The organism is Acinetobacter sp. YH12046, assembly GCF_013419905.1.
Classification (GTDB): domain Bacteria; phylum Pseudomonadota; class Gammaproteobacteria; order Pseudomonadales; family Moraxellaceae; genus Acinetobacter.
Genome location: NZ_VOZF01000023.1, coordinates 1 through 17124 on the forward strand (window position 1 = coordinate 1; position 17124 = coordinate 17124).

Below are 17124 nucleotides of genomic sequence, written 5' to 3' on the forward strand. Positions count from 1 at the left end.
GCCTATTTAAGTGATGTGCTGAAAAGGTTGCCGACACATAAAGTGACTCAGATTGAAGAATTGCTACCACACCGCTGGAAACCTAAATCGAATTAAAAAATAGGCATGGGGTTCAGCGGACGCTTACGTGCTACAGCTCTATCTTGTCAATCAATGGTCAGCTGCAGAAAAACCTCAATTGCTTTTAAAGGCTTTGCAGCATTCTCATAGTCTGGTGACGGCACGTATCAACGGTCGGCTGGTCGGCTTGGGAAATGCGATTTCAGATGGTTATCTGGTGGTGTATTTCCCACATTTATTGGTTCACCCGGAGGTGCAGCGACAGGGTATTGGTCGTCTGATCATGCAAGAAATGCTGCAACGTTATTCAGGATTTCATCAGAAAATTCTGGTGGCTGATCAGCATGCCACTGAATTTTATAAAGCTCTAGGTTTTGAGCGTGCAGGGCATACACAAGCGATGTGGATTTATCAAGGAACGGATCATTGAGTTGTCTTGCCAATAATACCGTCCATATTTTTTCTAGCTTTTAATAGATTTTATCATAGCCTTCAGGACGGGTCTTAAAGCGACGGTGGAACCACATATATTGCGTCGGTGCAATGCGCAACTGGCGTTCAATAATCAGATTTACCCGGGTTGCATCATCGACTTCATCCGCACTTGGCAGGTTCTCTACCGCAGGCTCGATCAACACACAGTAGCATGGATCTTTAATATCACCAGTTCGATAAAAATAGAGTGGAATGGCAGCGGCTTTGGTCATTTTTAATAAGCGACGATGTGCAGTGACTGTGGCTGCAGGTACTCCAAAAAAGGGTGCCATCACACCCTGTTTTAAACCAAAATCCTGATCCGGACTGTACCAGATAGCATGGCCATTTTTCAGGTTACGCACCAGACCGCGCATATCATCATGGTCAATCTGGTTGGCATAAATGGTGGCACGGCAGCGGTAAATCAGCATATCGAGCAAGGGATTATTTTGTGGTCGATACACCACGTCCGGCTCAAAATACTGTGCACATAAATAACCACCAGCATCCAGCAAAGTCGAGTGGGTACCGAGCAATAAAGCCCCTTTACCTTCTGCCTGAGCCTGCTGGATATGTTCCAGCCCTTCAATCTGTACCCGGCCTTTAAACCATTTTGGACAGTACCAGGCATTCAAGGTCTCAAATACACCGAGCATCTGGTCAATAAAGACCATACGAGCATTGTCCTGAACTTCTTGAGCTGACCATTCAGGGAAACAAACTTCCAGATTGCGAAGCGTGGTTTCACGGCGAGATTTCAAATATTTAAATGCCATCTGGCCAAGTAGACGTGCCAGACGATGCTGAATCGCCCAAGGTAAGATGGCCAGAATCATCAGAAATACAATACCCACCCAGATACCCCAGTATTGCGGCAACAGGAATGACCATTGAAATTCACCGGGTTTGTATTCTGGCGTTCGACTCATAAATTCAATATTTGAAATCAAAGATGTCAGCAGTGTAGCAGAAGAGCTTTTTGAAATAAAAAACTGCAAAATAAAAAAGCACCTGTACGAATACAGATGCTTAGTGACTAGGCGATTTAAAGATTAGCCTTTGGTCATATTTTCCAGTTGGTCCCAACGTTCCATTTTTTCCAGCAAAATCTCATCAATTTCGCCTAAACGTTCAGAGGCCTTGGTCGCTGCTGCTGCATCTGTGACAAACCACGAGCCATCCGCCAGTTTGTCAGAAAGTTCAGCTTGTTCTTTTTCCAGTGCTTCAATTTCAGCCGGTAACATTTCCAGTTCACGCTGATCTTTGTAGCTGAGTTTTTTCTTCGGAGCCGATGCTACAGGTGTAACTGCTGCTTCAGCTTTGGCCTGAGCTTTTTTGACAGCCATTTTCTGGTCAACCACAGTTTGATCTGGACGTTGTTCCAGATAATCCTGATAGCCACCGACATATTCATCAATATTGCCTTTGCCATCAAAGACCCAGGTTGATGTGACGACATTGTCCATAAAAGCACGGTCATGCGAGATCAGTAGCAGGGTGCCTTTGTATTCCGCCAGCATTTCTTCCAGCAGTTCTAGCGTCACCATATCCAGATCGTTGGTCGGTTCGTCCATCACGATCAGGTTGGATGGTTTCAGTAATAGTTTGGCGAGCAGAATACGGTTGCGTTCACCACCTGAAAGGGCTTTAACTGGCGTACGGGCACGTTCTGGGGAGAACAGGAAGTCTTGTAAATAGCTATAGATATGACGACGTTGGCCATTCACATCGACATGATCTGAACCTTCCGAAACGTTATCTTTAACTGATTTTTCCAGATCCAGCACATTACGTAGCTGGTCAAAATAAGCAATTTCCAACTGGGTACCGGTTTTGACTGTACCGCCATGCTCGATTTCTCCCAGAATGGCTTTGATTAGTGTAGTTTTACCGACACCATTATCACCCACCAGACCAATACGGTCACCACGCATTACCAGCGCCGAGAAGTCATTGATGATCGGTGCATTGTCACTAAACTTCACGCTCAGATGTTCAATCTCGAACACCACTTTGCCTGAACGCTGTGCTTCCTGAGTCGACATGTTGACTTTGCCTTGCTGGAAGCGGCGTGCTTTAGACTCTTCACGCAATTCTTTCAGAGCACGGACACGACCTTCGTTACGGGTACGACGTGCTTTAATGCCTTGACGAATCCAGGCTTCTTCTTCAGCGAGTTTTTTCTCGAACAGGGCATTCTGTTTTTCTTCTGCTTCCAGCTGCTGAGCTTTTAGGTCGAGGTAACGTGAATAGTTGCCTTCATAGCTACGCAAAATACCACGGTCCAGCTCGACAATACGGGTCGCAATACTGTCCACAAAGGCACGGTCATGCGAAATAAACAGTAAGGTCAGGTTGTTCTGCTCGAGCAGGAATTTTTCCAGCCACTCGATACTTTCGACATCCAGATGGTTGGTCGGTTCGTCGAGTAACAGCACATCAGGTTGGGTGAGCAGGGCACGTGCCAACAGGACACGGCGTTTACGACCGCCAGATAAATCGGCCAGATCCGCTTCAGGATCCAGTCCCATTTTACTTAGGATTGAATTAACCTTAGTTTCTAAAGCCCAGCCATCCAGCTGATCCATCTGATGCTGCAAATGTCCCATGCGGTCACAGGCTTCCATATCACCGAGCACGCAAGCTTCACTGGCTTCATGGTAAGCACGCAACACTTCTGAAGCTTCACCAGCGCCGTCGGCAACAATATCTGCAACCTTGCCGGAATCCATTGGCACGTCTTGGGCCAGCATGGAAATGGTGATGCCATTTTGTAACGAAACTTCACCACTATCCGGGAGTAAACTTCCTTCAATCAGTTTAAGTAAGGTAGACTTACCCTCACCATTACGGCCAATCAAACATACTCGTTCACCGCGTTCCAAATTAAAGTTGGCGCCGTCGAGCAAGGCAGGTCCGCCAAATGCCAGTTGGACATCCCTTAAAGTAATATAGGCCATAATGTTAATGTTTCCTGAAATCCCAAATGAGGACTTAAAATGACTAAACAACAAAATCTAAATGATCAGGCGTCATTTTCCGCACCCATTGAAGATTTGCAAGTGCGAATTGCATTTTTAGATGATTTAGTTGAACAGCTGAATCAGCAGGTCACTCGCCAGAATCTGGAAATTGCCGATTTAAAAAAACAAATGCAGTTGTTATATCAACGTGTTGAGTCTGCAGATTTGTCCGAAGGGATTGATGCTTTTGATCCGGTCACCAACCGTCCACCGCATTATTAATTTACAAATAATTTTTAAAAAGAAAACAAAAAGAAAGCCCTCCAGTCGTGAGGGTTTTCTTTTAAGTAGGTGAAGCTCGATAAACCTAAACCAAGTCGCCACTTTTACTTCGTCCAAGATGATCTTTAAAATCTAAATATCGTCATGGAAGGAGGAAACTATTTGACCTTTCACACACTTCCTACTCTAATAGTATTTTTCTAGCTCAGTTTTTAATCTTGCCTTATGCGCCAAAAAGTTGTCCTTCTTGATCTCGAAAATAACTTTCCTACAGCCAAACTGTTACGTGACATTGTTGAACATTATCCGACCTTGTATTTGTTTAACTGTGCCGGAAAATTCGAGTTTGCTCTAGAAGAACTGACTGAGTTGGCGAGCTGGATCAGCAGTGGACAAATTATCATTCTGGATGTCCCGGAAGCAGAGCATAAGGAATATGAATATGCCGTGATTGTGGGCCAGTTGATGGCTTTGCTGGAAGCAGATACTCAGGTCGAGCTGATCTCTGCGATGGATAGCAGTGAAATGCTAATGCAGATGCTACAGGCTTCAGATATTGATTGCAGCCTGATTCAGGTGTTGCCAGAGGATGCATCAACAGAGACTCAAGATAAACCCAAAATCCAGTTGCCAAGTATTGAAGCCATTAAAGCTAAACCGGCTTTGCAGCTGGTGAAAAAATATTGTGATGCGCTCGGCAAGATGAGTGGTAAACCGACCACGCTCGAAACCTTAAAAAATTCTGTCACCAATATTCTGCAAGTTTTACCAGGCAAAGCCCAGCATGTAGTTGGCATGCTGATTAATCTGAAAATAGTCAAACGTTATGACGAGCAAATCAGTTTCCGTAAAAAAGTGCTGAAACAGTGGGTGCAGCTGGATCTCAATGAACATGTACCCATTGAAAAACCAGCTTTGAATCAGGTGGTCTCGAAGCTTAATCCTGAAGAGCCTGTTGTTGAACCTGCTCAATCTCTAATCCAGTCTGCCCAGCAAGGCCTGTTCAAAAACTTTAATAAAATTGATCCGGTACAGCTCGAAGTTGCACGCAAGCTGCGCGAATTACAGGGAAATAAGCCTAAAGATATTTATGAATTACGTGATTTGCTCGAGCAGTTATTTCCAAAATCCGATGTCCGTCTTTTACTTAAAGAGTTGATTGAAAAAGGATATATTTATTGGAATGGTCACGAAGTGTTATATAGTCATGAGATGTTTCTAAATTAGAATAATCTCATGAGGGCATATGAAAAAAATACTGTTATTGGATATTGAAAACTTACCTAAAACTGAAACAGAGCTCCTTCAATATCTTGCCCAATATCAATATGTTTATCTGGTCTATGCCAAAACGCCCATGGGGTTTAGTCTGGATGGTGTCGTCAGGCTTGCACCTGCAATCAGTGCAGGAAAACTAAAAGTCCTGAAGATGCCTAAAATAGGTAAAGACGCTGCTGATTTTGGCCTATGTTTTATTGCTGGACAGCTTTCTACCCAATATAAAAGCTCTGAAGTTTGCTTCGAGATTATGTCGAATGACTTTTCTATGGAATATGTGGCGGACTTACTTAAAATTGCCAAATTTCAGGCTAAAGTTATTTCAGCTAAACCATTAGTCAATCCAAATATTGCTCAGCAAATAAAAGCAGAAATAGACATTCAAAAACTGATTTTTCAATACTGCTCCAATTTAGTGAGAAGTAACTTTTCTAAGCCTGCAAAAGTAGAAACTTTAATCAACTCGCTTAAAGCCAATTTAAAAGTGGAAGAAAAATATGCTCAGCTTTTAGTAGATGAATTAATTAGAATAAAAATTATTAAAAATCAGTCTGGTAAGCTTCAATATCAGACTGCAGCAATTGAAAAATTTTATAAACAGCATTTAGCTACCGTCGAAACCGTCGAAACCGTCGAAACCGTCGAAACCGTCGAAACCGTCGAAACCGTCGAAACCGTCGAAACCGTCGAAACCGTCGAAACCGTCGAAACCGTCGAAACCGTCGAAACCGTCGAAACTCAAGATGAAGTGACTGAAAGAAAATTAAGTCATTTACGTCTGCGCCTGATGCCTTATCTCAATGTTTTTGCAGAACGTCGGCCTAAATTTATTGCCAGTTTCGAGGCGTTACTAGAGCGATGCGTGCCTAAGGAAGAGGTACGAGAATCACTCGATTTACTCATCAAACATCAGCTAATACAGTTAAATAAACGGGAAATTATTTATAGTCCGCAGCTGCTGGGAAATTAAATTTATCCAGCGGTGCTTGCCTTTTATAGCGGGCTTATGCAAATCTAATATAAGAACATAAAGGTTGAACTATGGAAAATACCGGAATCTGGGTGGCAGTTGTCATCATCGTTTTCGTACTGGGGTCTATTTTTGGTCTGCGTGTGAGTCCTAGAGAAAAGGCATTAGGACTTATGCGTGATAAAGCCCGCAAGATGGGCTTACATCCACGTCTGGTGGTTGCACCGGACTGGACCAACATTCCCAAGGCGACTGAAAGTCGTGCCAGTATGGTGGCCTATTATAGTGTGCTGCTTCCAGATGCCCGTTTACCGCTGATGCGTGCCCGCGTGGTTGATAACAAACTTGAACTGGTGTATGGGGATGACAAATTTAAAGATTTTCCCATTGCATTAAAGGGCATTTATGCTATTGATATGCAGGCAAACTGTGTAGGACTCTATTGGGATGAAGAATCTGATCTTAGAGCCACACAACTTGATGACATCAAGGCACTATTACATTCTTTGGCTGAACTTTAATTTTAGAAATAAACAGGATTAAACGGTTAATATGGCGAACGCTCCTCGGTCCACATCAAAAAGCAGCACGGCGAAGTCTTCCGACGCTGGAAGTAAACGTGCCTTGGTGATTGTGGAGTCGCCTGCAAAAGCGAAAACAATCAACAAGTATCTCGGTTCAAACTACATCGTGAAATCCTCGGTGGGTCATGTGCGTGACTTGCCAACGGGCGGCTCTGCGAAAACTGCAGAGAAAAAACCGGTGACCCGAACCAAGCTGACTGAAGCAGAAAAAGCGGAAAAATCACAGCAGGCGTTGATTAACCGGATGGGTGTCGATCCAGAACATGACTGGAAAGCCAAATATGAAGTCCTTCCGGGCAAGGAAGGCGTAGTCGCTGAACTGAAAAAACTGGCATCGCAAGTCGATGAAGTGTATCTCGCAACGGATTTGGACCGTGAAGGGGAAGCGATTGCCTGGCATTTAAAAGAAGTGATCGGCGGCGATGATTCACGCTATCAACGTGTGGTCTTTAACGAAATTACCAAAAATGCCATTCAGGAAGCGTTTAAACAGCCCTCACGTCTAGATACCAATAAGGTCAATGCCCAGCAGGCACGCCGTTTCCTGGATCGTGTCGTCGGCTTCATGATTTCGCCACTGCTATGGGAAAAAATTGCCCGTGGTCTGTCTGCGGGGCGTGTACAGTCTGTCGCTGTAAAGCTGGTCGTGGAACGCGAACGTGAAATTCGTAAGTTCATTCCTGAAGAATACTGGCAGGTTTTTGCAGATACCAAATCCAAGAAAGATGATATTCGTCTGGAAGCGGTCAAGCAAAATGGCAAGACTTTAAAGCTGCATAATAAAGCTGAAACAGATGCTTTACTGAATCTGATTAAAGACGCTGAATATAAAGTTATTAGCCGTGAAGATAAGCCGACCAAGGTGAATCCAAGTGCGCCGTATATCACGTCTACCTTGCAACAGGCCGCAAGTACCCGTCTAGGTTTCTCGGTAAAGAAAACCATGATGCTGGCACAGCGCCTGTATGAAGCTGGTTTCATTACCTATATGCGTACTGACTCCACCTTCCTGAGTGATGATGCAGTCAATATGGTGCGTGGTCATATCGAGTCTGAATATGGCGAGAAATATCTGCCAGCCAAGCCGAACCGTTATGGTAATAAAGCTGGTGCGCAGGAAGCCCATGAGGCCATTCGTCCATCCAATGTGGCATTGAAAGGCGATAGTCTGGCTGGAGTGGAACGTGATGCACAGCGTCTGTATGACCTGATCTGGCGTCAATTTGTAGCTTGTCAGATGACACCAGCAGAATATTTATCATCGACTATTTTAGTGGATGCGAATGGTGTTGAACTGAAAGCCAAAGGTCGTACTCTGGTATTTGATGGTTTCACCAAAGTTCGTGGCCAGAACAAATCTGATGATGATGTACTGTTGCCTGCTGTGAAAGTTGGTGAAGTGCTGAAGCTGGAAAAACTAGATCCATCTCAACATTTTACCAAACCACCGGCACGTTTTACTGAAGCATCATTGGTAAAAGAGCTTGAGAAAAAAGGTATTGGTCGTCCTTCGACTTATGCTGCCATTATCTCGACCATTCAGGATCGTGGTTACGTAAAACTGGAGAACCGTCGTCTCTTTGCTGAGAAGATGGGTGAGATCGTCACCGATCGTCTGGATGAAAGCTTCAATAACCTGATGAACTATGACTTTACTGCAGACCTTGAAGGTCAGCTGGATAAAGTGGCAGATGGTGAGCGTAACTGGAAAGATCTGTTAGACAGCTTCTATGGTGACTTCAAAAAACGTCTGACCAATGCTCAGGGTGAAAACGGCATGCGCCGCAATCAGCCTGTCGAAGTTGAAGCAGTCCATTGTAAAGAATGTGACCGTCCGATGCAGATCCGTACCGGAACAACGGGTGTATTCCTGGGCTGTTCAGGTTATAACCTGCCACCGAAAGAACGTTGCAAAGGTACATTGAACCTGACTCCGGTTGAATCTCTGGCTGCACTGTCTGATGATGATGCAGCAGAAACTGCTGACCTGATGTCGAAAAAACGTTGTCCAGTCTGTGGCACTGCAATGGACAGCTATGTGATTGATGGCGGCCGTAAACTGCATATCTGTGGTAATAACCCGGACTGTACAGGTTATGAGCTGGAAGAAGGCGAATTCAAGATTAAGGGTTATGATGGCCCAACCATTCCATGTGATAAATGTGATGGTGAAATGCAGCTGAAAACTGGCCGTTTTGGTCCATATTTTGCCTGTACCAGCTGTGAGAATACCCGTAAAGTCTTGAAGAATGGTCAACCTGCGCCTCCGCGTGTTGATCCGATCAAGATGGAACACTTACGTTCAACCAAGCATGATGATTTCTTTGTTCTGCGTGATGGTGCCGCCGGTCTGTTCCTGGCCGCGAGCAAGTTCCCGAAAGTCCGTGAAACTCGCGCACCGAAGGTTGCAGAACTGCGTACTGTGGCGGATCAGCTAGATCCAAAATATCAGTTTATTTTGCAGGCACCAGATGTGGATCCTGAAGGAAATCCAACCTTAGTGAAATTCAGCCGTAAGAACCAGTCTCAATATATTGGTTCGGAAACCCCTGAAGGCAAGCAAACCAAATGGTCGCTGGTCTATCAGGATGGCAAATGGGTTGAGGCCTAAGCTATAAGACATCAAGAAAATGCTGACGAAAGTCGGCATTTTTTTATGACGGACTATTTTTGATCAATATAGTTCTAGGATATTCTAGGCGTTAAATAATAAAAGATTAAAGTAGGAATCATGCATGACTTGGCTAGATAAATTCCTGTTCTTAAGTATTGGATTAGGATCTATCCTCTATTTCATGCTTGGAAAGATTAATGAAATGGGTATTCCTATGGATCGGGGAATGCTGATGATTCTGGTGATTATTATGTCACTGGTTAGTTTGAGCTGTGTTTTATATCTGCGCTCTGAAGATCAAAAAACGAAACAAAAATAAAATTTAAATTAACTCTCTATTGGCGTGTTCATATGTGGAAAAAGATCCGAATCCTGATTTTATTGATGATTTTGTTTGTGGTGGCAGTAAATGCTTATCGAGATCAGAATCAGGACTGGAACAAACCAATCTTTGTTCTGTTGCATCCGATCAATGCAGATGGATTGGCGACCACACAGCAATATATCCAGCAATTGTCTGTTCAGGATCTAAAAGGAACACAAGAATATCTGGAAAAAGCGGCCCAGCAGTACCGTGGACAGCCCACTTATTTTTATTTTAATCTGGGGCGTGAACTTAAAGAATTGCCGCCTAAAGTGCCGGAGCAGGCCTCACTCATCGATACCGTTTTATGGAGTTTGAAATTCCGTTTTTATGCCTGGAAACAGCATCAAAGTACTGATGGTTCACCTAGTGTGACTTTATATTTAAATTATTATGATCCTGCACAAACCAAGCAATTAAGGCATTCAACTGCCTTGCAAAAAGGCCGGATTGGATCAGTCAATTTATTTGCCTCCAAAAAACAGGCTGAACAGAATAAAATTGTCTTGGTACATGAGTTGCTGCATGCTTTTGGGGCCTCGGACAAATATGATTTAGCGACAGGACAGCCGCTTTATCCGGTGGGTTATGCATTTCCAGATCAGCAACCTTTGTTTCCGCAAGCCAAAGCAGAGCTGATGGCAGGTCATATTCCCACTTCTCAAACGACCAGCAAAATGCCAGATGCTTTAGAGCAGACATTAATTAATGCGATCACAGCCATTGAACTTGGGTGGAAAGAATAACAACCTCCTTGTCACTGACCCCATAGCTGTTGCCAGCTTGAAGTCATGACATGAAAGTTGCATTTTTTATACAGTATGGTCAATTAAATCGCTTAAGATAAATTAAACGAACAGCATCAAGAAGAATAAAAATGAAAACAGTAGGTAATGACCTTGTATTCGATTCCTTACATCGAAACCGGAAATGGTATCTGCTCTTTGGTATCTTGCTGGTTATTTTTGGTTTGATCTTATTGGCGACCTTACCTGTGGCAACCTTATCTGCAGTATTTATATTTGGCGTGCTGATGATGGTCGGTGGGGTCTTACATATTATCGCATCCTTCAAGATTTTTGAGGGCGGTATGCGCTGGTTCTGGGCCTTATTTGGCCTGCTGTATTTAGTCGCCGGATATTTTGCTTTTACCACACCCGTGCAAACCGCGATCGTTCTAACCAATGTTCTGGCCATTATCCTGATTATTGCAGGAGTCATCCGCTTAATAAATGCCTTTGTATTCCGGCCAATGGCGGGATGGGGCTGGATCCTGTTTTCCGGCATACTGACTCTCCTGGCCGGAATCATGATCTTGCGGACACCAGATGCTCCGTTCTGGGTGTTGGGCTTGTTTCTAGCCGTTGATATTTTATTTCAGGGTATTAACTACCTGATGCTTGCTTCCTATATTCGCCGTGAGGTTCCGAAAAGTTCATCTAAGGTTTAATCCTTTGTTTTAAGAGCATTATATACACTCTTTTTGATACTGTAGAGATACCAAAAAGAGTGATCGTCGCTATATGTCAAAAATCTTTGTTCTTGCACCAGATGCCTTTAAAGAAAGTATGAGTGCTCAACAGGCATGTGGAGCAATGCAGCGGGGTATCCAGAAAGTCATTCCGGATGCCTGTATCATACAGGTACCGATGGCTGATGGTGGTGAAGGAACTGTCGATGCGCTAATTTCAAGCCTAAGGGGACAGCAAATTCCATGTGAAGTGACCGGGCCACTGTTTGAGCAACGTATTCATACCTATTGGGGTTTAATGGACGCAGGTCAAACCGCCGTGATTGAAATGGCCAAGGCCAATGGCATTCATTTATTACCACCTTCACAGCGTAATCCGATGTTCACGTCAACCTATGGCACAGGAGAGATGATTAAACAGGCATTGGATCTGGGAGTGAAAAAAATCATCATTGGGCTGGGTGGCAGTATTACCAATGATGCTGGTGCAGGGATGGCTCAGGCACTGGGCGTGCGGTTTTTAAATCATGTAGGTGAGCCAATTCAGGTCTGTGGTGGAAACTTAGATCTGGTCAAATCAATGGATTTATCTGGACTGGATCCACGTTTAGCAGATACTGAAATAATCATTGCATCAGATGTCAATAATCCGCTGTGTGGACCACATGGTGCATCGATAATCTTTGGCCCACAGAAAGGGGCAATGCCGGAAATGGTCAAGCAACTGGATCAAAACCTTGGTCATTTTGCCGATGTAGCCGCTAGGCAGATTGGCCATGATCATCGTCATGTTGCAGGTGCGGGTGCAGCCGGTGGACTGGGTTTTGGTTTAATGGCATTCACCGCTGCCTCTATTCGTTCCGGGGTGGAACTGATGATTGAACAGGTTCAATTGAGCGAGAAAATAGCTCAGGCAGATTATGTCCTGACTGGTGAAGGTAAAATTGATTTTCAAACCAAATTCGGTAAAACACCATTTGGGGTGGCACAAGTGGCCAAACAATTGAATAAACCTGTGATTGCTTTTGCGGGTCTAGTCGGTGAAGGAATTGAGGATCTGTTTGAATCAGGATTTAGCCAGATTATTGGTATTAATCCACCAGATTGTCCTTTAGAAGAAGCCTTAAAAAATGCAGAAGTAAATCTGCAATTAGCAGTTTCGAAAGTTTGTGCTGATTTGGATTTAGTACAATAGGTTTAAAAGCTAGACATCATAGTCATTATAGACCTTGTTCTAAATAACGCTGTGCAAGTTGAATTTCGGCACTATATTCAGCTTGGTTTTGTGGTTTTGGTAGTTTGATGGCTGGCGGGATGCCAACGCCGTCAATTTCTTTACCTGCAGGGCGGTGAATATAGGTTGATGCATAGTAAATTTGAAGTTGCTTGGAAGGCGAGGTCTTTTCCATCACATTTGAGGCATCAAGAGCGCCATAGGTTGGCCGCCCCATCGTGACCACACGAGGATTTTGCTGCGCAGTTAATACAAATTGTTCGCATGAGCTACCGCAATTTTTATCGATCAAGATTACCACCTTTTGCGGTGTTGCTAAAATATCTTTGCTTGTAACCACCTCTTGCGATTCTTTGTATGAACTCATACTGACCCATTGATTTTGCTGTTCACGCATTTTTTTAATTGTTTTATTGAGATGAGTCAGTGAATCTTCATCTGTTAAAAAGCTTTTGTATGCTTCCCATCCGTCAATATTGGTAGAGGAGGCATAAATTTGTGGAGAGGTATTCCAGTACTTCGCTTCCCCTAAAATCTTATATAATACTTCAGCTGTTTGGTCACTGCCGCCATCATTGTTACGCAAGTCAATAATCAAATACGGTGCTTTTAAAAGATTATCTTGATTACTGGATACCACCTGCTGAATTTTTTCATACAGAGCATAGTCAAAAGATAAAATGGTTAGTAAGGTGGTGGAATCAGATAGTTTTTTTGTGGTAACTCTCTCAGCTTTATTTTCTGTTATCACTTCAATTGGTACTTGCGTGTCTGAAGATTGCTGTTGTGCTGCTTGTGCATCTGGATGAATACTAATACCTAAATGACCATTTCGAATGGATTTCATGAAAGGTCGAATAATTTTTTGACACTCCACAACGGTTTTTACACCCTGAAGTTTTTCTTTTTGTTGATTGAAAATCTGTTGAATCTGTTCAGGGTAGGTGGTCCATCTTTTGGCAATAATCCCTGCATCATTTTCAAGGATGAGGTGGGCGGTATATTCAAGGTCTTTTAAGCAGACTTCGGGTGTCATTTCTATAGAAACTGTTTCTGCATGTAAATTTGAATACATGCCAAAGCTCATGATCAAAGCGCTGAGTGTTTTATAGGTTGTATGCAAGTTGCAGCATCCTTGTTTTTATTAAAAAATACGAGATTTATTGAGCAATTTTTATACCAATATTTAACTTATAAAATCAAATGTAAAACATCAACTTAGTTGTATTTAAATGCATGAAACAAAAAAAGAGTTCTACAATAAATCAAAAGGAAAATAACAGCAGAACACCCAGAATCTAGCCTGCTCTGTTAAACTATCTTTCTCCCTAGTACATTGAGACACTATGAGTTTAGCCTCCCTGATAGATGAATTAAATCCGCAACAAAAGCAAGCTGCGACAACAGAAGCAAAGCACAGTTTGGTTTTGGCTGGGGCAGGCTGTGGCAAGACCAAGACCATCGTGGCACGTGCAGCTTACTTGATTGAACAGGGCGTACCAGCGAATCAAATTCAGATTCTGACCTTTACACGTCGTGCGGCGAGTGAAATCGTGGCACGGGTGGAACTGGCACTCGGTGAACAGGCCAAAGGCTTACGTGCATCAACGTTTCATACCTTCTGTATGTATCTGCTGCGCCGGATTCCAAAGGCTTTTGGACTGGAACAGTTTTCGATTATTGATCGTGATGATCAGCTGATGATGTTCCGCCTGATTCGCGGTCGTGATGACAAGAAGAACCCCAATCATTTGCCTAAGCCTCAGGAATTATGTGATTTGTATTCCTTTGCTCGGAACACCCGGCAGAAACTGAGTCTGGCTTTGGAAAAGCAGATGCCAGAATATCTGGCACTCAAAGACCAGATTGCCGACATTATGAAGGAATATGAAGCGCGTAAGTGTGCGCGTAGCTTTCTGGATTATGATGATATCCTCGCTGTGGTGGCGACTGCTTTGGCACAGTCTGAAGGGCTAGTGGAATATGTGTCCTCAATTTGTCGGCATATGCTGGTGGATGAAATGCAGGATACTAATCCATTGCAATGGGCATTGCTGGAACCGCTAAAAGATCAGATCAGTCTGTTTTGTGTTGGCGATGATGCACAGTCGATTTATGGTTTCCGTGGTGCTGATTTTGAAAATATTCACCATTTCAAGGAACGGGTACCGGATGCAAAAATTTTTAAACTAGAAAAGAATTACCGCTCAACTCAGGAAATTCTGGATCTATCTAACTGGCTGCTGGATCAGTCCGAAATCAAATATGACAAGCGTCTGGATGCGCATCGTGGTGAAGGTATCAAGCCAAAGATGCATATTTTCCCGAACGAGTTTGATGAAGCGAAATGGATCGCGATTGATATAAAAGAGCGCCATTATCTGCAAGGCAGCAAATGGTCCGATCATATGGTGCTGGTACGTTCCAGTTATGCAGCGCGACATATTGAAGCAGCCTGCATCGCGGCCAATGTTCCGTATCGATTCATCGGCGGGATGAAACTGTTAGAAACTGCACATGTGAAAGATCTGCTCAGCCTGTTGCGTGTGGTGGCGAATCCTCTGGATGATATTGCCTGGATGCGTTTTTTAACGTTGTGGAATGGTGTGGGTGATGTCGGAGCGAGTAAGCTGTCTCAGCAGCTTTTAGCTGAGCCAGAGATGGATATCATTGCCGACAAGCTAGAAAAATTTGGCAAGATTCCACTGGAAACCATTCTGATTATGAAGCAAATGGCGGTACTCAAAACCGAAGTACAGGCCTGTGTTGGTCTGGCAGTCCAAGCCATTGAAGCACAACTGGCCGAGAACTATAAAAAAGACTGGAATCGCCGTCAGGGAGATTTTGAATTGGTAAAACAGCTAGCTTCTAAACATGCTCAAGTGAGTGAATTTCTGGAAGAGTATGTGCTCGATCCGGTCTCTATTTCTGAAATTGAACGCCAGTCGGATACGGATGTAGTGACCCTCATTACCATTCACTCGGCCAAGGGTACGGAACAGAAAGTCTGTTATGTGGCCAATGTCACGCCGGGACAATATCCGCATGCACGGGCGCAAGGGGATTTCGATGATGTCGAGGAAGAGCGTCGTGTGCTGTATGTAGCGTTGACTCGTGCACAGAATGAGCTGATTCTGACCAAACAAAACCTGAATCACTGGGCGCGTGAAACGGTAGATGAGCAGGGGCGTAAAATTGAAAGCTATTTTCTCAATGATTTGACCCGCAATTTATGTGTCACAGAAACCCATTACAAAACCCGTCAACAGACTGTGAAAAGTGCTTTAATTGAACGCCAATCGATTAATTTAGATTTTGGGATTGATCTCGATTAAACTATCCCTTCTGGGTTTGACGCAAAAAGTAGAGTAGGCACGTGCTTTTTGATTATTTTTGCCTATCTTCTTAAGGTTATCCGATGAAAATTTTAGTTCGTAACTTGGCGCGCACTGTAACAGAAGCTGAATTGCTGACCCTGTTTCAGCAATATGGTACTGTTGAGTCTTGTACGCTGGTCATGGATGCAGAAACAGGCAAGTCTAAAGGTTTTGCCTTTGTAGAAATGCCACATGGCCGTGAAGCTGTTAAAGCGATTAAAGGTTTAAATACACTGCGCCTGCATGGTCAGGGGATTCGTGTGAAGCAAGCTGAAGAAAAGCCACAGGCTTAAATAACAGCTGATAAAAAAGAGCATGTATGATGCTCTTTTTTTTGCCTTTAAAAAGGCCTAGATTTTTACTGAAGGGTTAATATCAGCAGTCTGAAGTATCAAGATCATGCAGAATAGATCGACAGCGTAGACAATCTTGCATTGCGTAATGCGAGCGGACGTTTTACTTTATAAGAGCCAAAATTTGTTTTAATGCTTAGGAAATCTCGATGACACGAGTTGCTCGCTATCATGCGGACCGTACCAATCAAAAACTTTATTTCGCCCGTATGGCCTGTCAGCAGGCTGAACAGACTGATCATGTGCAGCAGGCACAAGCTCATCGTGAAGCTGCCGTATTCCATCTGCATGGGGCGCTGCTGGCCTTTTTGCAGGAACTGGTACGCTATTACCGTCTGAATGACCTGAGCCCGACGCTGAAATCGATTGAAGAGCTTATGGCGGCTAAGGGGCAGGTATCACCTGAAGTGACCGTATTACAGCATTTATCCAAAGATGGTTTTTTGGCTGAACTGAAACGTGCTTACCGTCTCTGCCAATATGCGCCAGAGCCAAGTTCGCCACAACCCGAAGACGAAACTTCTTCAAATCTCATCATTAAAGTCACACAGACACCACAAGCCTGGTTACCTGATACTGCTATATTACGAGAATGGCATCGTGACCTGACGCAGCTTATTGATGGTTTTCGTAATGAGATGGTTGAATTTTAATCTGATCAGCTGTACTTGAAATTGCGATTATTAACCCTATATCAATTACTCTAATGATGCAAAGTGCAATCGCTCTTTGCCACCATGTTGAACATGGAGGATATATGTCTATAGAACAGTTGAAAGATTTATTTGGTAATCAAGACGCGATTTTGGAACTCGTTCAACTTGAAGGTGGCGCGTTGGCATTACGAAATGCGGGCTCAAAAAAACAGCCATTAGTCATGATTCAGTTTAATGACGAGGTGAAAGCCCTGTTGGGTGATCAAACGCCTGTGATTGCACAACACATGATTCAGGCCGCTTTATATGGTTTGCTGGAACAGCAGGTCAATGAATGGCAAGCTGAAGTTGTGGATGAAGAGCCCAAATATATGAGTTAAATTGCCTACCCTGGCGAGCAGGAAAGCACACTTGAAGTGTGCTTTTTTTGTGTTTCTAAAA

18 protein-coding genes are annotated in these 17124 nt (G+C 43.7%); 15 read left to right on the forward strand and 3 right to left on the reverse strand.

Features of this window, described 5'->3' with window-relative positions; all coding sequences use genetic code 11:
• Together FTU03_RS11985 and FTU03_RS11990 are read left to right on the forward strand one after the other, a co-directional pair.
• A partial coding sequence (locus tag FTU03_RS11985) for a transposase domain-containing protein (RefSeq protein WP_179992416.1) occupies positions 1–96 on the forward strand: 96 nt, incomplete at its 5' end.
• Between the two features lie 31 nt (positions 97–127).
• Positions 128–490, forward strand: coding sequence for a GNAT family N-acetyltransferase (locus FTU03_RS11990; RefSeq protein WP_179993126.1), 363 nt, complete (start codon positions 128–130; stop codon positions 488–490).
• Between the two features lie 40 nt (positions 491–530).
• Here FTU03_RS11990 and FTU03_RS11995 read toward each other — a convergent pair whose 3' ends face one another.
• Together FTU03_RS11995 and FTU03_RS12000 are read right to left on the reverse strand one after the other, a co-directional pair.
• Positions 531–1466: a lauroyl acyltransferase gene (locus FTU03_RS11995; protein ID WP_179993125.1), complete on the reverse strand. Its 936-nt coding sequence runs from the start codon at positions 1464–1466 to the stop codon at positions 531–533.
• 123 nt (positions 1467–1589) lie between these two features.
• A complete protein-coding gene (locus FTU03_RS12000) occupies positions 1590–3497 on the reverse strand; it encodes an ATP-binding cassette domain-containing protein (RefSeq protein WP_179993124.1) in 1908 nt (635 codons plus the stop codon).
• A gap of 39 nt (positions 3498–3536) precedes the next feature.
• Between FTU03_RS12000 and FTU03_RS12005 the strand changes: the two genes are divergently transcribed.
• The 9 genes from FTU03_RS12005 to FTU03_RS12045 all read left to right on the forward strand — a co-directional run bounded on the left by FTU03_RS12005 (position 3537) and on the right by FTU03_RS12045 (position 12258).
• Positions 3537–3782 carry a SlyX family protein gene (locus tag FTU03_RS12005; protein WP_004781873.1) on the forward strand — a complete coding sequence of 82 codons (246 nt, stop codon included), beginning with the start codon at positions 3537–3539 and terminating at the stop codon, positions 3780–3782.
• A 225-nt stretch (positions 3783–4007) separates the two neighbouring features.
• Positions 4008–5009, forward strand: coding sequence for a hypothetical protein (locus FTU03_RS12010; RefSeq protein ID WP_179993123.1), 1002 nt, complete (start codon positions 4008–4010; stop codon positions 5007–5009).
• 19 nt (positions 5010–5028) lie between these two features.
• Positions 5029–6030 carry a PIN domain-containing protein gene (locus tag FTU03_RS12015; RefSeq protein WP_179993122.1) on the forward strand — a complete coding sequence of 334 codons (1002 nt, stop codon included), beginning with the start codon at positions 5029–5031 and terminating at the stop codon, positions 6028–6030.
• 71 nt (positions 6031–6101) lie between these two features.
• Positions 6102–6551 carry an ammonium transporter gene (locus tag FTU03_RS12020; protein WP_179993121.1) on the forward strand — a complete coding sequence of 150 codons (450 nt, stop codon included), beginning with the start codon at positions 6102–6104 and terminating at the stop codon, positions 6549–6551.
• Positions 6552–6582: 31 nt separating this feature from the next.
• Complete coding sequence (topA, locus tag FTU03_RS12025; RefSeq protein WP_005232311.1) at positions 6583–9225, forward strand: type I DNA topoisomerase; 2643 nt, start codon at positions 6583–6585, stop codon at positions 9223–9225.
• A gap of 124 nt (positions 9226–9349) precedes the next feature.
• On the forward strand, positions 9350–9547 hold the full coding sequence (locus tag FTU03_RS12030) for a hypothetical protein (protein WP_159123625.1): 198 nt from the start codon (positions 9350–9352) through the stop codon (positions 9545–9547).
• Positions 9548–9579: 32 nt separating this feature from the next.
• Positions 9580–10338, forward strand: a complete 759-nt coding sequence (locus FTU03_RS12035; RefSeq protein WP_179993120.1) for a hypothetical protein — start codon at positions 9580–9582, stop codon at positions 10336–10338.
• 131 nt (positions 10339–10469) lie between these two features.
• Positions 10470–11042 (forward strand): HdeD family acid-resistance protein, encoded by a 573-nt coding sequence (locus tag FTU03_RS12040; protein WP_179993119.1) that lies wholly within the window; start codon positions 10470–10472, stop codon positions 11040–11042.
• A 73-nt stretch (positions 11043–11115) separates the two neighbouring features.
• Positions 11116–12258: a glycerate kinase gene (locus FTU03_RS12045; protein ID WP_179993118.1), complete on the forward strand. Its 1143-nt coding sequence runs from the start codon at positions 11116–11118 to the stop codon at positions 12256–12258.
• A gap of 25 nt (positions 12259–12283) precedes the next feature.
• Here FTU03_RS12045 and FTU03_RS12050 read toward each other — a convergent pair whose 3' ends face one another.
• On the reverse strand, positions 12284–13420 hold the full coding sequence (locus tag FTU03_RS12050; RefSeq protein WP_179993117.1) for a S41 family peptidase: 1137 nt from the start codon (positions 13418–13420) through the stop codon (positions 12284–12286).
• A 223-nt stretch (positions 13421–13643) separates the two neighbouring features.
• On the opposite strand from FTU03_RS12050, the gene FTU03_RS12055 reads away from it, so the two are divergent.
• The 4 genes from FTU03_RS12055 to FTU03_RS12070 all read left to right on the forward strand — a co-directional run bounded on the left by FTU03_RS12055 (position 13644) and on the right by FTU03_RS12070 (position 17063).
• Positions 13644–15632 carry an ATP-dependent helicase gene (locus tag FTU03_RS12055; RefSeq protein ID WP_179993116.1) on the forward strand — a complete coding sequence of 663 codons (1989 nt, stop codon included), beginning with the start codon at positions 13644–13646 and terminating at the stop codon, positions 15630–15632.
• Positions 15633–15715: 83 nt separating this feature from the next.
• Positions 15716–15967, forward strand: a complete 252-nt coding sequence (locus FTU03_RS12060; protein ID WP_004781890.1) for an RNA-binding protein — start codon at positions 15716–15718, stop codon at positions 15965–15967.
• A gap of 209 nt (positions 15968–16176) precedes the next feature.
• Positions 16177–16680, forward strand: coding sequence for a DUF6586 family protein (locus FTU03_RS12065; RefSeq protein WP_159123620.1), 504 nt, complete (start codon positions 16177–16179; stop codon positions 16678–16680).
• A 104-nt stretch (positions 16681–16784) separates the two neighbouring features.
• A complete protein-coding gene (locus FTU03_RS12070) occupies positions 16785–17063 on the forward strand; it encodes a hypothetical protein (RefSeq protein WP_004781893.1) in 279 nt (92 codons plus the stop codon).
• Positions 17064–17124: the final 61 nt, after the last annotated feature.

What these genes read in the sequence shown, in the direction of transcription:
- FTU03_RS11995 (WP_179993125.1), bottom strand. Translation starts at nt 1,466, where the DNA reads ATGAGTCGAACGCCAGAATACAAACCCGGTGAATTTCAATGGTCATTC.
- FTU03_RS12000 (WP_179993124.1), bottom strand. Translation starts at nt 3,497, where the DNA reads ATGGCCTATATTACTTTAAGGGATGTCCAACTGGCATTTGGCGGACCT.
- FTU03_RS12005 (WP_004781873.1), top strand. Translation starts at nt 3,537, where the DNA reads ATGACTAAACAACAAAATCTAAATGATCAGGCGTCATTTTCCGCACCC.
- FTU03_RS12010 (WP_179993123.1), top strand. Translation starts at nt 4,008, where the DNA reads ATGCGCCAAAAAGTTGTCCTTCTTGATCTCGAAAATAACTTTCCTACA.
- FTU03_RS12015 (WP_179993122.1), top strand. Translation starts at nt 5,029, where the DNA reads ATGAAAAAAATACTGTTATTGGATATTGAAAACTTACCTAAAACTGAA.
- FTU03_RS12020 (WP_179993121.1), top strand. Translation starts at nt 6,102, where the DNA reads ATGGAAAATACCGGAATCTGGGTGGCAGTTGTCATCATCGTTTTCGTA.
- topA (WP_005232311.1), top strand. Translation starts at nt 6,583, where the DNA reads ATGGCGAACGCTCCTCGGTCCACATCAAAAAGCAGCACGGCGAAGTCT.
- FTU03_RS12030 (WP_159123625.1), top strand. Translation starts at nt 9,350, where the DNA reads ATGACTTGGCTAGATAAATTCCTGTTCTTAAGTATTGGATTAGGATCT.
- FTU03_RS12035 (WP_179993120.1), top strand. Translation starts at nt 9,580, where the DNA reads ATGTGGAAAAAGATCCGAATCCTGATTTTATTGATGATTTTGTTTGTG.
- FTU03_RS12040 (WP_179993119.1), top strand. Translation starts at nt 10,470, where the DNA reads ATGAAAACAGTAGGTAATGACCTTGTATTCGATTCCTTACATCGAAAC.
- FTU03_RS12045 (WP_179993118.1), top strand. Translation starts at nt 11,116, where the DNA reads ATGTCAAAAATCTTTGTTCTTGCACCAGATGCCTTTAAAGAAAGTATG.
- FTU03_RS12055 (WP_179993116.1), top strand. Translation starts at nt 13,644, where the DNA reads ATGAGTTTAGCCTCCCTGATAGATGAATTAAATCCGCAACAAAAGCAA.
- FTU03_RS12060 (WP_004781890.1), top strand. Translation starts at nt 15,716, where the DNA reads ATGAAAATTTTAGTTCGTAACTTGGCGCGCACTGTAACAGAAGCTGAA.
- FTU03_RS12065 (WP_159123620.1), top strand. Translation starts at nt 16,177, where the DNA reads ATGACACGAGTTGCTCGCTATCATGCGGACCGTACCAATCAAAAACTT.
- FTU03_RS12070 (WP_004781893.1), top strand. Translation starts at nt 16,785, where the DNA reads ATGTCTATAGAACAGTTGAAAGATTTATTTGGTAATCAAGACGCGATT.